Source organism: Parafrankia sp. Ea1.12 (assembly GCF_900465275.1).
Classification (GTDB): domain Bacteria; phylum Actinomycetota; class Actinomycetes; order Frankiales; family Frankiaceae; genus Parafrankia; species Parafrankia soli.
Genome location: NZ_UBIZ01000628.1, coordinates 1 through 13,732, shown reverse-complemented (window position 1 = coordinate 13,732; position 13,732 = coordinate 1). Strand labels below are relative to the sequence as shown.

The 13,732-nt window shown below is 71.2% G+C and carries 10 protein-coding genes and 1 pseudogene; 4 read left to right on the top strand and 7 right to left on the bottom strand.

Annotated features, from left to right (window positions below; all coding sequences use genetic code 11):
• The first annotated feature begins 145 nt into the window (after positions 1–145).
• Positions 146–907 carry a phospholipase gene (locus FMEAI12_RS33725; protein WP_112109163.1) on the top strand — a complete coding sequence of 254 codons (762 nt, stop codon included), beginning with the start codon at positions 146–148 and terminating at the stop codon, positions 905–907.
• A gap of 39 nt (positions 908–946) precedes the next feature.
• Here FMEAI12_RS33725 and FMEAI12_RS38990 read toward each other — a convergent pair.
• Positions 947–1,084: pseudogene (locus tag FMEAI12_RS38990) on the bottom strand (TetR/AcrR family transcriptional regulator C-terminal domain-containing protein); the annotation flags it as partial.
• 230 nt (positions 1,085–1,314) lie between these two features.
• Positions 1,315–2,856, bottom strand: a complete 1,542-nt coding sequence (locus FMEAI12_RS33715; RefSeq protein ID WP_112109152.1) for an MFS transporter — start codon at positions 2,854–2,856, stop codon at positions 1,315–1,317.
• 129 nt (positions 2,857–2,985) lie between these two features.
• Between FMEAI12_RS33715 and FMEAI12_RS33710 the strand changes: the two genes are divergently transcribed.
• Positions 2,986–3,423: a MarR family winged helix-turn-helix transcriptional regulator gene (locus FMEAI12_RS33710; protein WP_112109151.1), complete on the top strand. Its 438-nt coding sequence runs from the start codon at positions 2,986–2,988 to the stop codon at positions 3,421–3,423.
• Between the two features lie 353 nt (positions 3,424–3,776).
• On the opposite strand, the gene FMEAI12_RS33700 is transcribed toward FMEAI12_RS33710, so the two are convergent.
• The 3 genes from FMEAI12_RS33700 to FMEAI12_RS33690 all read right to left on the bottom strand — a co-directional run bounded on the left by FMEAI12_RS33700 (position 3,777) and on the right by FMEAI12_RS33690 (position 8,658).
• Positions 3,777–5,402 (bottom strand): SPFH domain-containing protein, encoded by a 1,626-nt coding sequence (locus tag FMEAI12_RS33700; RefSeq protein ID WP_112109150.1) that lies wholly within the window; start codon positions 5,400–5,402, stop codon positions 3,777–3,779.
• On the bottom strand, positions 5,399–6,370 hold the full coding sequence (locus FMEAI12_RS33695) for a TIR domain-containing protein (RefSeq protein ID WP_112109149.1): 972 nt from the start codon (positions 6,368–6,370) through the stop codon (positions 5,399–5,401). The genes FMEAI12_RS33700 and FMEAI12_RS33695 overlap by 4 nt, the downstream gene beginning before the upstream one ends.
• Positions 6,371–6,771: 401 nt before the next feature.
• Positions 6,772–8,658 (bottom strand): BTAD domain-containing putative transcriptional regulator, encoded by a 1,887-nt coding sequence (locus tag FMEAI12_RS33690; RefSeq protein WP_112109148.1) that lies wholly within the window; start codon positions 8,656–8,658, stop codon positions 6,772–6,774.
• Positions 8,659–8,774: 116 nt separating this feature from the next.
• Between FMEAI12_RS33690 and FMEAI12_RS33685 the strand changes: the two genes are divergently transcribed.
• Both FMEAI12_RS33685 and FMEAI12_RS33680 read left to right on the top strand, forming a co-directional pair.
• A complete protein-coding gene (locus tag FMEAI12_RS33685) occupies positions 8,775–9,653 on the top strand; it encodes an alpha/beta fold hydrolase (RefSeq protein ID WP_112109147.1) in 879 nt (292 codons plus the stop codon).
• A 277-nt stretch (positions 9,654–9,930) separates the two neighbouring features.
• Positions 9,931–10,734 (top strand): hotdog domain-containing protein, encoded by an 804-nt coding sequence (locus FMEAI12_RS33680; RefSeq protein ID WP_112109146.1) that lies wholly within the window; start codon positions 9,931–9,933, stop codon positions 10,732–10,734.
• Positions 10,735–10,760: 26 nt separating this feature from the next.
• Here the strand turns inward: FMEAI12_RS33680 and helR are convergent, their stop codons facing one another.
• Together helR and FMEAI12_RS33670 are read right to left on the bottom strand one after the other, a co-directional pair.
• A complete protein-coding gene (helR, locus tag FMEAI12_RS33675) occupies positions 10,761–12,908 on the bottom strand; it encodes an RNA polymerase recycling motor ATPase HelR (RefSeq protein WP_112109145.1) in 2,148 nt (715 codons plus the stop codon).
• A gap of 378 nt (positions 12,909–13,286) precedes the next feature.
• On the bottom strand, positions 13,287–13,732 hold a 446-nt coding region (locus FMEAI12_RS33670), incomplete at its 5' end, for a TCP-1/cpn60 chaperonin family protein (RefSeq protein ID WP_304598645.1).

Below are 13,732 nucleotides of genomic sequence, written 5' to 3'. Positions count from 1 at the left end.
TTGAATGCGGTTCGGGGTGGCCGGCCCGGCCCGCCGGCGTCCGGGCGGCTGTACGCCAGCCGACCTGTCGGTTACCGCACAGTGGCACATCGTGCCCCAGGGGCCCTTTTCGACCTACCGTCGACTGGTCGAAAAGGAGCAGATCATGTCAGACCGTCGGGCCCCTGCCGTGCGACGTTGGCTGGGGCGCCGCCCCGCCGCCGCCACCGCGCTCGCCTGCACCGCGCTCGCCTGCGCCGTGCTCGCCTGCGCCGTGCTCGCGTTGCTTGCGGCCGGCTGCCAGTCCGTCGCGGCGGCGGCGTCCACCGCGGGTGCCGGATCCGGCGGCTGTCACGTTGTGGGCGGTTTCAAGGTGTGCGGCCCGGTCTACGACCGTTACGCGCAACTCGGTGGCCCGGCCGGGCCGCTCGGGAATCCGCTGCTCGACCCGCGTCCCGCGGTCGGTGCGGACAGCGTGAGCTACTTCCAGGGCGGCGCCGTGTTCGCCACCGGTACGGAGACCGACGTCCACCGGGTGCCCGGCGGGGAGGTGCCCGCCGTCGACGTGCCGAGCGTGTACAGCCTCCCGCTGGCCGACTTCGTCGTCGTGCGGAACGCGCGGGCGGCCGGTCCGTCAGGAATCCTGGTGTGGACGACCGACGGATGCAGCGGGCCGACTCCGCCCGAGGTGGACGACCTGTTCGCCGACCCCTGCCTGCGTCACGACTTCGGCTACCGCAACTTCCTGAACGGCCCCGCGGTCGACCCCACCGGGCAGCGGCGGCTGGCGATCGACAACCAGTTCCTCGTCGACCTGCGGGCGACCTGCGTGACGGCCGGCCAGCCGCAGGTGAACTGGCTCGGTGTCATGATGCCCTGCGAGCGCGCAGCCCTGCTGATGTACAACGCGGTGCGGGCCTTCGGCTAGTTCTGGCACGGATGCACTATCGCCTCGGTGCGGCGGCCGGGAAGCGGACGGGTCGCCGACCCGCAGCTTCCCCGCCAGCGTCAGCCGGGTCAACCGGTCGGCGAGCGCCTCGGTGACCGGATTCGCCGCACGTCCCTGGATGATGTCGAGCAGATCGGGAAACTGGTTGATCTCCGCCTCTCCTTGACGCGCCGCCCCCGACCCACTGAGCGCCTTTGTCGAAGGACGCCGCATCAGCGTGGACGGCCCGTCGTTCAGCGGTTCGGCGGCGTCCCGCCTGGAAGCCATCACCCGGCGGCTGCTGGCCCGCGAATCCACCGGCGGACGTCGGCGCGCTGTCGCCGAGTAGGCGGGCACCCTGGCGGCGTGCTCGCCGGTGGCCACGTCGGCCGGGGTGGTCGTGCGGCTCAGGACTCGTGGGGGACCGCCTCCACCCGGGGCTCAGGACGCTCTCGGGGGGTGGGCAGCTTCGCGGATTCGGCTGTCGCCGCCGCTGCCGCCCGCGTCGCCGCGAACGCCGCCCGGGCCGGAGCGCGCAGGACGACGAGCGTCGTGACGAGCCCGAGCAGGGCGCAGCCGGTACCGATCAGGAAGGCCAGGTGATAGCCGCTGACCAGGGCGGCGACGGCGGAGTGCCCAGGGGCGGTGAGGGTTTTCGTGCGGCTGGCGGCGAGGCTGGAGAGGACGGCGAGGCCGACCGAGGAGCTGAGCCAGAGCGAGACGTTGACGATTCCCGAGGCCAGCCCGGCGTCGGCCGGGGGGACGTCCGCCATGGCGATCGACAGCAGCGGGACCATCGCGACGCCCATGCCGAGACCGAGGATCAGCAGCCCCGGGAGCAGGCCGGCGGCGTAGCTGGTGTGCTCGTCCACCCGGGTCAGCAGGAACAGGCCGACGATCACCGCGACCAGTCCGGGGACGAGCACGTTCATCGCTCCGAAGCGGATGAGCAGCCGGCTGACGATGCCCATCGACAGGGCCGCGATGACGAGGGACATCGGCAGGAACGCGAGCCCGGTGCGCAGCGGACTGTAGCCGCGGACCTGCTCGAGGTAGAGCGCGCCGAAGAAGAAGACGGCGTACATCGCGATGAACAGGCATCCGCGCACCACACTGGAGCCGACCAGGCTGCGCACCCGCAGGATCCGCAACGGCATGATCGGATTGCTCCGCCGGGCCTCGACCAGGAAGAACGCGGCCAGGAGCACAACCCCGACGGCCCCGTACCCGAGTGTCTGGGCCGAGGCCCAGCCGTGGGTGGCCGCCGTGACGATCGCGTAGATGCCGAGCAGCAGCGCCGCGGTGACCAGCAGGGAACCGGTGACGTCCACTCCTCGGCCCACTCCGAGACCGACGTTCTCCTCGATCAGGACGACCCCGAGGGCGAAGGTCGCGACCCCGATCGGGACGTTGATGAGGAAGATCCAGTGCCAGCTCACGGCCTGGGTGAGCACTCCGCCGGCCACGAGCCCCAGTGACCCGCCCCCGACGGCGACGAGCATGTAGGCGCTCATCGCCCGGGCCCGCTCCGTCGCGTTCGGGAACTCGGTGACGATGATCGCGATGATCACCGACGAGGAGACGGCGCCGCCGAGCCCCTGGGCGAAGCGGGCCACGATCAGCGTGCCCTGGTTGGGGGAGACGGCGCACAGCGCCGAGGCGGCGGTGAACAGCGCGACCCCGGTGAGGAACACCCGCTTGCGGCCGACCAGGTCGCCGAGGCGCCCGGCGAGCAGCAGGAAACTGCCGAAGGCGATCAGGTAGGCGTCGACGACCCAGGTGAGGTTGGACTGGCTGAAGTGCAGGTCGCCCTGGATCGACGGCAACGCCACGTTGACGATCGACGAGTCGAGCGCGTTCATCAGCATGGCCAGGCACACGACCACGAGGGCGATCCACCGGCGCCGGTCGGCTCCGCCGGTAACTGCGGCCAGCGTGGGGTCAGACATCGACTGCGTCGGTCATCGAGGGGATCTTCTCCGGGGGAGTCGGAGCGTGGTTGGTCATCGGGCATCGATAATCACGTCAGGTTAATCATCACGGATCAGTGATGATGTCGATGCCGCTACTATAGTTCGATGCCGGAAGCCACCTCAACCACGGGGCCGATCGTGCTGCTGACCCGCCTGTCGCGGCTCGTCCACCGGGCCAGCACGCCCGACCTGCTCGGGATCAGCCTCAAGGACATGGCGGCCCTGGCCTACCTGCGCGATCACGCGCGCACCACCCAGCAGGCCCTGACCGAAGGCCTGTGCATCGACGCCAACTACTGCGTCCTGCTGCTCAACGACCTGGAAGCCGCCGGCCTGGCCGAGCGGCGCCGCGACCCGGCGGACCGCCGCCGCCATCTCGTCACGATGACCGAGACCGGCCGCGAGGCGCTCGAACGGGCCGAGCAGGCTCAGGAGAGCGTCGAGGACGAGATCCTCGCCGGCCTCAGCCGGGAGGAACGGGCCACCCTCGCCCGCCTGCTGGGCCAGGCGCTCGACGGCGCCATCCGCCGGCCCAACCTGTAGGAGCCCCCTCCGAGCCGGATTCGGGACGAACCAGGCTCGGGACGATCCGGGCTCGCGGGCTCCGCCGATACAGGCACTGGCAGGTCCTGCCTGGCAGCGGGTACGGCACCTGACGTGGGCGGCGTAGGCGGCCAGCGTGTACACCCGCGGCGGCGTCGACATCCCCACCCGTGAGCTGCTCACCTTCGCGATCCTGGTCGCCCTCGGCGGATGCGACCCGCAGGTGAGGGGGCGCGTCGCGGCGAACCTGAACGTCAGCGTGACCTCGCCGCCTCCACCGACTACCCGCCCGACGAGTAAAAGCGCGCCGCGGATGATGCGGGCGCACGGCCTGATTCATCAGCCGGGGAGCCTCAGATCGGACCGGTACCGGCTGTCAGTTCGCTGGCGGTGCCGTCGTCGGGTGGGCCGGGACGCGGCGGCGCGCCAGCCACCTCCTTCTGCTGGACGCGGGCGATCGCATTGTTGATCATTTCGCGTGCGGCTTCCAGGGGCATGTGCTGTAGCAGCGCGGTCGCGTCGCCGCCGACATAGGTCGGCACGTTCATTTTCGAGAGCTGTGCCAGGAGGAGCTCCATCGCCACGACATCCTGGCCCAGAAGCTGGATCCTCGCCTCGAGCTCCGCCGCCGCCAGCTTCTGGATGTGCTCCGCCTCCGCTGTGCTCCGGATTCCTTTGGCGACCGCTTCGCTCTCCGCCTGGACCCGGACGATCTCCGCCTTGATTCTCGCGTTCTCCAGCTCGTGCCGGTGGATACGTGCGTGCTCCCGCTCGCTGGCGATCGCCCGGCGGATCTCGTCAAGGTTCGCGGGTGGTTCGAACTCGCCGAGGGTGGTGCGGACCGCCTCGATATCCCATTCGTCAAGCGCCTGGCGGACTTTCTGCTCGACCTCCAGCCGAACCTCGTTGTGACTGTTCAGGAAGTCGAGCACCTTGTACTCGCTGGCCGTACTCAGAAAATATCCCTCGGCCGTCGTCCCCAGCACACGCTCGACGAACCGGCGCACCGGGGCGGGTCTCGTCACGTCGTCGTCCGGCTCGACCGGATGTTTCTCCTGCTCGCCGAACTGGCTCACCAGCCGCGGCGCCGCTCTGGCCGGAATCTGGATGGTCTGCTGCATGTCGAACCGGATCGGGAATCCTCCGACGTTGACCACGATCTGGTCGAGCGCCGAGTCGAAGCGGCTCTCCTCCTGCCGCTTCCTGCTCCACTCCAGGACGAGGACCCGGGTGGGGATGAGGACCACGCGGGCGAACCACGGATTGATCTGATAGCTCCCGCCGCCGGGGAGCGTCTCCTCCTGTACCCCCTGGCAACCACCGTTCTCGAGGAAAGCCCAGGGGTACTGGAAACTGCGATGGCCGGGTACCCGCGGCGCGACCGCGGCGTTGCTGTCGTCGTACATCTGTCCGACGCGGACGATCACGACTCCGGCGGTTCCGACCTGAACGTCGATCTCTCTCAGGTCGTTCTCGGTGAGGCCGTACCGGCCAGACCCGATCGTCTCCACCGTCACGACGTCGAAGAGCTCCGGGTTGATGTCGTACTCGCCGACCGGCAGCACCGCGGGCTGTCTTCCCTTCTGGCCCCCGTTGCGGAGGAAGGCGCGCCCGTCCTGAAAGGAGTCGCATTCGACGTGCCTCGAAAGCGCCTCGTGCACCGGAGCCGTCTCCCCGTCCCTCGCCACGACCACGCCGATCGTTCCCGGCGGGACCCTGGTCCTTTCCCGATAGCTGATCTGGTACAGCACCGGCGGCCGGAAGTAGAGCCAGTCGGCCTTCAGCAGCTCGGCCTGCACCCCTGGCGAGCCATGCACCTTCACCCGCCGGCGTGCGTCGTCCGGGTGGCTCGGGGCGAACCGTACCCGAACGACTCCCACCTGGCCCGGCGGTACCTTTATCAGCCCGATGAAGAGAAGATACCCCCCACCGCCGAGAAAAATGACCAGCAGCAGCCACCCGTACCAGGGCACGATCATCCCCCGCCTTTCAGTAGCCGTAAATGCACAGCCATGACTGTCTGCACCCACTGGTCATGCCAGCTCTGATATCGCTCCATCTGCGGATTACGCAGAGTCGGGAAGAATCCGTTTCCGCGGCCGGCGGCCCCGACGAAGGCTCCATAGCGTGGATTCGTGTCTCCGCGGCCGCTCGTCCACCCCAGCGCCTGTGCCAGCTGGACGAAATCCCGCTCGGTGTCGACGCGCAGGCCCATGTGACGGGCCATCTGGGCGCGAAACCCCTGCTTTCCCTCGGAGGCGTCCTCCCACAGTGAGTCGATCCGGGCCAGCAGGTCGATGGGCAGTCGTTCGCCGTCAGCCCGGCGCCGCATCCAGCCGGCCTCCAGCCGCTGCACCGACTCGAGCAGCAGCGACGATGTCAGGATGTCCGCATGCTCCAGCTCTCCCTCCTGGAAGAGCGAGCCGAGCTTCTCCAACGATCTTTCCCTGGAGAGGTGCACCGTCGACGCCCGTTGGTGCGGCGGCCGCAGCAGGAGCGTCGGGGTGTCTCCGCCGGCGGTGCCCGTGCTCCTGCAGACCGCCTGCAACTGCGCGATCTCCCGCTCGCCTGGCAACGAGCCGTCCTGGGCGTCGAAGTAGTGCCGAGTCGCGAGCAGGAACAGTCGGCTTCCCTCGATCAGGATCGGGAAGAACTCCCGGTCGTGCCGCTGCCCTTCCAGGATCTCCCGTTCGACCCACTCCGACTTCTCCGCCGCGGGGGACATCACGACGATGACCGCGAGGGCGTTCCTGATCCGTAGCCGGATCTCCTGGGTGAATCGAGTGCCCCACCCCAGGCCGTCGTCGTACCAGACGGGCAGGCCGAAGCCGTCCAGGCACCGCGCGAGCCGTTCGACGTACATGGCGTCCGCATGCGCGTACGAGATAAACAGCGAGGGCTCGTTCAGCGTGCTGCTTCCCACATAAGGCGACTCCGCGGCCAGCATCCCTCGTCCTTGCCCTGAACTCATCGCGGCCAGCGCCGGGTCGTGCGGTTCCAGCCCTGGTCACATGCCGGACAGATGGCGGCGTCCCGGCTGTCGGCGCCCGGCGCGGGCACTGTCGGCAGGACGAGCTCGCCGGCGCTCCAACGGATCACCTCAGCTCGGAGCGCTGGTCGAGCCAGACCGGTGAACCCGTCATTTTTCGGCCTTGCCCGACCCGAGGACGTACCCAGACTGATCGCGACCCCCAGCGTTCCCAGCTATCGAGGATTAAGAATGGACATATTAGCTCCATAATCTGCTCTGAAGTAGAAGTAAGTGTGCCCATATCGGCCCGGTGGGGCATGGAAGGTCCGGCCTGCCGGTCTGAGTAACACCACTGTCCCCGCCGCGACCGCCGGCGCCTAGCCGCGGTAGCGCGCCACCGGGCCGAGCGTGAGCATGCCGCTGGCGGCGCCGGCGTGTTCGGTGCGGGCGGGCCGCAGGGCCGCCGCGGCCCGCCCGGCGATCGCATGCTCGCCGAGCTGGGCGGCGGCGTGGGCGGTGAGGCACCAGAGCGCCTCCTGGAGGTGGTCGTGCGGCGGTTCGGGCGTCGCGGCGAGGGCGGCTCGCGCCTGTTCCCGACGGTCCTGCGCGAGGAGCACGAGCGGTGCCGCCCACGGCGTGTACGGGCCCCAGTCCAGCCGCGGGTCGATCGGGGCGGGGCGGTCGTGCAGCAGACGGAGCCCGAGCAGGGCGAGCGGTAGCAGGCCGCGGTGCAGGCCCGGCATTCCGGCCTGTTCGAGCGCGGTGTCGGCGGCGCGGTAGGCGGCCGCGGCCGCGGCGGCGGACGGCCCGCCGGGCGCGGCGCTGCGGGCCGCGATGACGAGCGCCCGGAACCACCCGGTGAGCACCGGCACGAGCGGCGACTCGTGCTCGGCGGCGAGCCGCTCGGCCGCGGCCGCGTGCTGGGAGCCAGCGTCGAGATCACCGCGGGCCGACGCCGACTGCAGGCGTACGAGATGGCCGAGAATCGCGAAGGTGGGCAGCCCGTGCCGGGTGGACACCGCGACGAGTTCCGCTCCGATGTCGTCGCGCCGCTGCGCGAGTCCCGGCCGGGAGAAGGACTGCAGAAAGACGCCGTTGAGCGCGAAGGCGAGCAGGGCGGGATCACCGAGAGACCGTGCCAACGCCTCAGCCTCCCGTGCCGGCCCGGCGGCGTCCTCGGCGCGGCTCTCGACGGCGATCGTGGCGAGGAGCCGGGCCCGCAGGTCGGCGGGCGCGGCGGGGCCGAGCGTGGCGAGCGTGCGTTCGGCCGCGGCGACGACGGCGCGGGCCTGTACCGGGTCATCGGCACGGTTCCAGATCGCGGGCACGTCATAGGCACCGATGACGCGGGCGGTCAGCGTCATGTTGCCCGTTCGTTCCGCGGCGAGCGCGGCGGCGAGCCGGTCGCGCCGGGAGGACACGAGCGCGTCGCCGCCTGCGAGGGCCAGGGCGCGGGCGATGTTCACGGTCGTGCGCGGACCGAGGCGGGTGGTGGTGGCCGGCTGTTCGGAGCCCCGCGGTTCGAGGGTGGGCGACTGGGTGAGCATGTCCGCTTCAAGCCGGCCCAGTGCGCGGCTCGGGTCGAGCCCGAGCTGGTCGACGAGCATCGCGCGGGCGCGCCGGAGCGTGGCGAGCGCGTCGGCCTGGTGCCCGGCGCGGTAGAGGGCGCGGGCGAGCAGTCCCCACGCCGGCTCGCGCCACGGATGTTCGGTGACGTGCGCGTCGAGCTCGGCGACGAGATCGGCCCCGTGGCCGCGATCGAGCAGGATGCCCGCCCGCAGCTCCACGCCCTGCAGCCGCAGCTCCTCGAGCCGGCGGCGCTCGCCGCGCACCCACCCGGCGTCGGGCAGGTCGGCGTAGGCCGGTCCGCGCCACGCGGCGAGCGCCACGCCGAGCGGCGCGAGCGCGTCGGACGAGCGGCGGGCGGCGGCGAGCGCGTCCTCGAAGCGGTGGGCGTCGACGTCCGCCCGTGGCAGGCGCAGCGCGTAACCGGGCCCCTCTGTCACCAGTACGCGAGGTGGCGTCCGGGGCGGGCGTTCGGGCTCGAGGGCGCGGCGCAGGGCGGCGACGAACGTGCGGAGGGCGCCGACGGCGCCGGCCGGCGGGTCGGGCCACAGGTCGGCGACGAGGGTGTCGGTGGCGACCATCCGTCCGTCGGCGGCGACGAGGCGGGCAAGGACCTCACGGTGCCGGGGGCCACGCAGGCCGATCTCGGTCCCGTCCTCGCGACGTGCCCTCACCGAGCCCAACACCTCGATCCGCATGTCCCCATCCTCACGGCCGCGCCGCGCCCACGGCGTCGCGCGCTGATTCGCCGCTGACCGGCGCCGCGCAGCCTGGGCTCGCCCGGTACGGCAACCGCTTCGGAAGGACGCGCGTCATGCCCCTCACCATCCCCGGCTTCGACTACACCCGCCTGCCCGGTGCGGACGGTGCCATGCTCTCGACGGCGATCGGCGGCACGGGCAGCCCGGTCGTGCTGCTGCACGGCTTCCCCCAGACCCACCTCATGTGGCGCCAGGTCGCCGAGCGCCTCACCGCCCGGCACACGGTCATCTGCCCTGACCTTCGCGGATACGGAGCAAGTGACAAGCCGCCCGCCACGGGCCCCGACGTGTACGCGAAGCGGACCATGGCGGCGGACGTCGTGGCGCTTGCCGCGGCGCTCGGCCACGAACGCCTGGCGCTGGTCGGCCACGACCGCGGAGCCCTCGTCGCGTTCCGAGCCGGGCTCGATCATCCCGAGACGATCACGCACCTCGGCATCCTGGACGTCGTACCGACCCTCGACATGTGGAACGTGTTGCACGGGGTGTCCGGTGCGGTCGGCTTCCACCTCTATCTCATGGCGCAGCCAGATGGCCTGCCCGAGAGGATGATCATCAACAGTGCGGACGCGTTCTTCGGCTTCTTCCTCGACGCCTGGGCGAACGATCCGGCGGCGATCCCGGCGGACGTCCGCGCCGAATACCTGCGAGCGAGCGCCGCGGCGGTGCCGTCGATCGTCGCCGACTACCGCGCGTCCGCCGGCGTCGACCTGACGCACGACCAGGCCGACCTCGACGCCGGCTCGCAGTTCGCGATGCCCGTCTCCGTGGTGCAGCAGGACTGGGGCGCCCAGCTCGGCTTCGACGCCGAGGCGCTCTGGCGGGCCTGGGCACCCGACCTCGACCACCGCCTCACCCGCGCCGGCCACTTCATGGCGGAGGAGGCCCCCGACGAGATCGCCCGGGTGATCCGTGACCTTCTCGCCCGGTGACGACGGCGGCCGCCATCGCTGGGGCCCCGGGACCCCGGCGGGACAGCGAGCGCGGCGTACGACGTGGGTTGTGCGCCACACCGCCGGCCACGTGCCTTGATTTCGACGTCAATATTGTTGGATCAGGGAGTTCCTCGGCGGCCGGCCGGACGCCTGCTCGCGCTGTGCGCCGAGGAGCGGATCGGAGACCAGTGCTCAGCCGAAGCGGCTCCAGCCGAGGTGCGGACCCGCGTCGTCCCGGCGAGGCAAGCCACGTCATGCCCGGGGGGCGGCAGCGATGACCACCACCGATGAAGTCCAGTACGTCACGCACACCGACGACCACATCCTGCTCGAGCTCGGCTTCGGCCTCGACCTGGTCGGCGACGAGTGGCACGGGTCGGCACCGGTCGTCCCGGAGCTGTTCGCCCCCGGGACGCGGAGCGTGCGCACGTCGATCCTGGCGATCTGGGCCGACACCGTGGCCGGCTACACGGTCATGGACCGGTTCGCCCCCCGCGTCCCCGTCACGCTCGACCTGGACGTCCAGGTCTTCGCCCCGCCGCGCGAGTCCGAGACGATCGATGTGGCCGCCCGGCTGGTCAAGGCCGGCCGGTCGGTCGGCGTCGTGGAGGTCGAGTTCACCGGCAGTGGCGGTGACCGGATCGGATTCGCCGTCACCTCGTTCATGGCCGCCCCGAACCCCGCCCTGGTCATGGCACCTGATCTGGCGGACCTGAAGACCCGGCCGCGCCGGAGCCCGGGCCGACGGCTGAGCAGGCCGCTGGCCGAGCGGGCCCGCTGCGAGATCCTCGCGCCGGGCGTGGCCACGCTGCCCCGCGCCGAGGACGCGATCAACGCGTCGAACACCATCAACGGTGGGCTGCTCGCCCTGACCGCCGAGGAGGCGGCGCTCTCCCTCACCCCGGGCGAGACGCTCGCCTCCCTGGGGATCCGCTACCTGCGCCCGGCCCGGGTCGGCCCGGTCGTCGCCACCGCGCTGGTCCGCGACGGCCTCGGCCGGGTCGAGGTGCGTGACACCGGCGCCGACAACCGCCTCGCCGTCCTCGCCACCACCCGAACCTTCGGCCGGGCTCGCTGATCCCACACCGATCAGGCCCGCCGACGTCAGGGGCTCGTGAGGATGACGAGTTGCCGGGTCGCGCGGGTCATCGCGACGTAGCGGTCGACGGCTCCTTCGATGCCGGTGCCGAAGGCCTCCGGGTCGACGAGGATGACCAGGTCGAACTCGAGCCCCTTCGACAGCTCCGGGGTCAGCGACCGGACGCGCGACGTCGGCCGGAACGTGGGATCGCCGATGACGCAGGCGATCCCGTCGGCGTGCGCGGCGAGCCACGAGTCGAGGACCGAATCCAGCTCCGAGGTGGATCCGTGCCGGACGGGGATGCCGCTGCCGCGGATGGAGGTCGGCACGTTGGCGTCCGGGAGCACGGTGCGGATGACCGGCTCGGCTTCGGCCATGACCTCTTCCGGCGTCCGGTAGTTGATGCTGAGGGACGCCTGCCTGATCCGGTCGAACCCGACCCGCGCGAGCCGTTCCCGCCACGACTCGGTGAAGCCGTGGCGGGCCTGGGCGCGGTCCCCGACGACGGTGAAGCTGCGGGACGGACAGCGCAGCAGCAGCATCTGCCACTCCGCGTCGGTCAGCTCCTGGGCCTCGTCCACGACGACGTGCGCGAACGGGCCGGCGAGCAGGTCCGGGTCGGTGGTGGGCAGCGCGGACTCGTCGACCAGGACGTCGCGCAGGTCCTGCCCGCGCAGCATCGTCACGAGGCCCTCACCGTCGTCGTCGGCCTCGAGCAGGTTGTCGACGACCTTGGTCATGTGTTCGCGTTCGGCGGCGACGGCGGCGTCCTGCCGACGCCTGCGCCGGGACGCCTCCGGGTCGCCGAGCCGCTGCCGGGCCGCGTCCAGGATCGGCAGGTCGGACACCGTCCAGGCCTGGGTGTCCGCGCGCTGCAGGAGCCGGACCTCGTCGGGGCTGAGCCAGGGAGCGCATTTGCGCAGGTAGGCGGGTACCGACCACAGGTCTCCGACGAGGTCGGCCGCTTCGATCAGCGGCCACGTGCGGTTGAAGGTCGTGAGCAGCGCCCTGTTCTGCAGCAGCGACCTCCGGAGCAGGTGCGCCGAGATGTCGTCGTCGTGCTTGTCCATCAGGATCGTGACCAGCTCCTGCCAGATCTGGTCACGTGCCTCGTTGTGCGGGGTGCCGGGGTCCGGTGCCTCGAACGCCTCGGCCCAGTCGTCGGCGCTCAGCCAGACGTCCGCCCAGTGGGTCGTGAGCGTCATTCCCCTGGTGGGCGGTTCCTCGTAGAACCTGACGGCCGTCTCGATCGCCTTCACCAGGTTCGCGGACGATTTCAGGCGGGCCACGTCCGGGTCGGTCTCGATCGTCGCGGTGGCTCCCTCGGCGACGAGGTCCCGCAGGTTGCAGGTCTGCACTCCCTCCTCGCCGAGGCTGGGGAGGACGTCGGCCACGTAGGCCAGGTAGGGCTGGTGCGGACCGACGAACAGCACCCCGCCGCGGCGGTGACCGAGGCGAGGGTCGGCGTAGAGCAGGTAGGCGGAGCGGTGCAGCGCGACGACGGTTTTTCCCGTGCCCGGACCGCCGTCGACGACGAGGGCGCCGTCGGATCCCGCGCGGATGATGGCGTCCTGGTCGGCCTGGATGGTGCCGAGCACGTCCCGCATCCGGGCGGAGCGGTTGCCGCCCAGGCTGGCGATGAACGCGGACTGGTCGTCGAGCGCGGCGTGCCCCTCGAACCCGTCCGGGGTGAACACCTCGTCCCAGTAGTCGCTGATCCGGCCGCGGGTCCAGCGGTACCTGCGGCGGCTCGCCAGGCCCATCGGGTTGGCGTGGGTCGCTCCGAAGAACGGCTCGGCGGCGGGCGAGCGCCAGTCGAGCAGCAGGCGACGGCCCGCGCTGTCGGTGAGCCCGAGCCGTCCGACGTATACGGGCTCGGGGTTGTCCACCCGGATGATGTACCCGAGGCACAGGTCCAGACCGAAGCGGCGCAGGGCGCGCAGGCGGGCGGTCAGCCGGTGGATCTCCAGGTCCCGGTCCATCGCCTCCTGGCCGATGCCGCCGGGCGCCCTGCGCGCGGTGTCGAGGCGGTCGGACAGCTCTGCGATCGACTGTTCGAGGCTCTCCGCGATGGCCGTGAAGTGCTGCTCGTCGCCGGCGACCAGCGTCGGGTCGGCCTTGGCGGCGAGGCGGTCGGGAAGGTCGAACGCGCTGGTGGTCAGGGGGTTCACGTCTCGGCTCCGACCTGAGGCTCGCGACCTCAGATCCAAATTCTGGCGCTCACGGGCGCGGCTGGATTCTGCTCGGCATCTGGCCTCGGCTGGCTATTCTGCGGCACAGCCTGGGTCTTGACGCAAGCCCCCCCGCGTGCTATAAGTTGAAAGCGGCGGGGAGTTGATGTTCCCCCCTGCCCATTTTCGTCCGCGATGGGCGGACAACCTCTTCGGTGAGGCCATCTGCCCGCGGCGTATTCCCAAGTTCCCAAGCGGGAGCTCTCGAACGCGGCTGCCGCGGTGCGCACAGCGTCGACGAGTGGTGGGACGAGTGGTGGACAGTGGCGTCGGCGGGCCGACCGTGCAGGCCGGTCCGCCGACGAGCCGGTGCCGCGGTTACATACCCATGTCGCCGAAGGCGGCGGCATCCGCGGACGCGGACGCCGCCGCGTCCGCCAGGCTGTTCGCCACCACGACCTCGATGGTGAGGAAGAGGCCGGTGATGGACGCGGCGTTCTGCAGCGCCGAGCGGGTGACCTTCACCGGGTCGATGATCCCGGCGGCGATCATGTCGACGTACTCGCCGGTGGCGGCGTTCAGGCCGTGCCCGGTCGGGAGACCGCGGACCTTCTCGACCACCACGCCGCCCTCGAGACCGGCGTTGGATGCGATCTGATGCAGCGGTGCGGCGAGCGCGCGCTCGACGATCAGGGCGCCGGTGGCCTCGTCGCCGGAGAGGTCGAGCTTCTCGAAGGCGCTGGTCGCGGCCTGCAGGAGCGCGACGCCACCGCCGGCGACGATGCCCTCCTCGACCGCGGCCTTCGCGTTCGAGACGGCGTCCT

Bases quoted from the DNA above. Each gene is read 5' to 3' on its own strand.
- FMEAI12_RS33725 (WP_112109163.1), top strand. From the start codon at position 146: ATGTCAGACCGTCGGGCCCCTGCCGTGCGACGTTGGCTGGGGCGCCGC.
- FMEAI12_RS33715 (WP_112109152.1), bottom strand. From the start codon at position 2,856: ATGTCTGACCCCACGCTGGCCGCAGTTACCGGCGGAGCCGACCGGCGC.
- FMEAI12_RS33710 (WP_112109151.1), top strand. From the start codon at position 2,986: ATGCCGGAAGCCACCTCAACCACGGGGCCGATCGTGCTGCTGACCCGC.
- FMEAI12_RS33700 (WP_112109150.1), bottom strand. From the start codon at position 5,402: ATGATCGTGCCCTGGTACGGGTGGCTGCTGCTGGTCATTTTTCTCGGC.
- FMEAI12_RS33695 (WP_112109149.1), bottom strand. From the start codon at position 6,370: ATGCTGGCCGCGGAGTCGCCTTATGTGGGAAGCAGCACGCTGAACGAG.
- FMEAI12_RS33690 (WP_112109148.1), bottom strand. From the start codon at position 8,658: ATGCGGATCGAGGTGTTGGGCTCGGTGAGGGCACGTCGCGAGGACGGG.
- FMEAI12_RS33685 (WP_112109147.1), top strand. From the start codon at position 8,775: ATGCCCCTCACCATCCCCGGCTTCGACTACACCCGCCTGCCCGGTGCG.
- FMEAI12_RS33680 (WP_112109146.1), top strand. From the start codon at position 9,931: ATGACCACCACCGATGAAGTCCAGTACGTCACGCACACCGACGACCAC.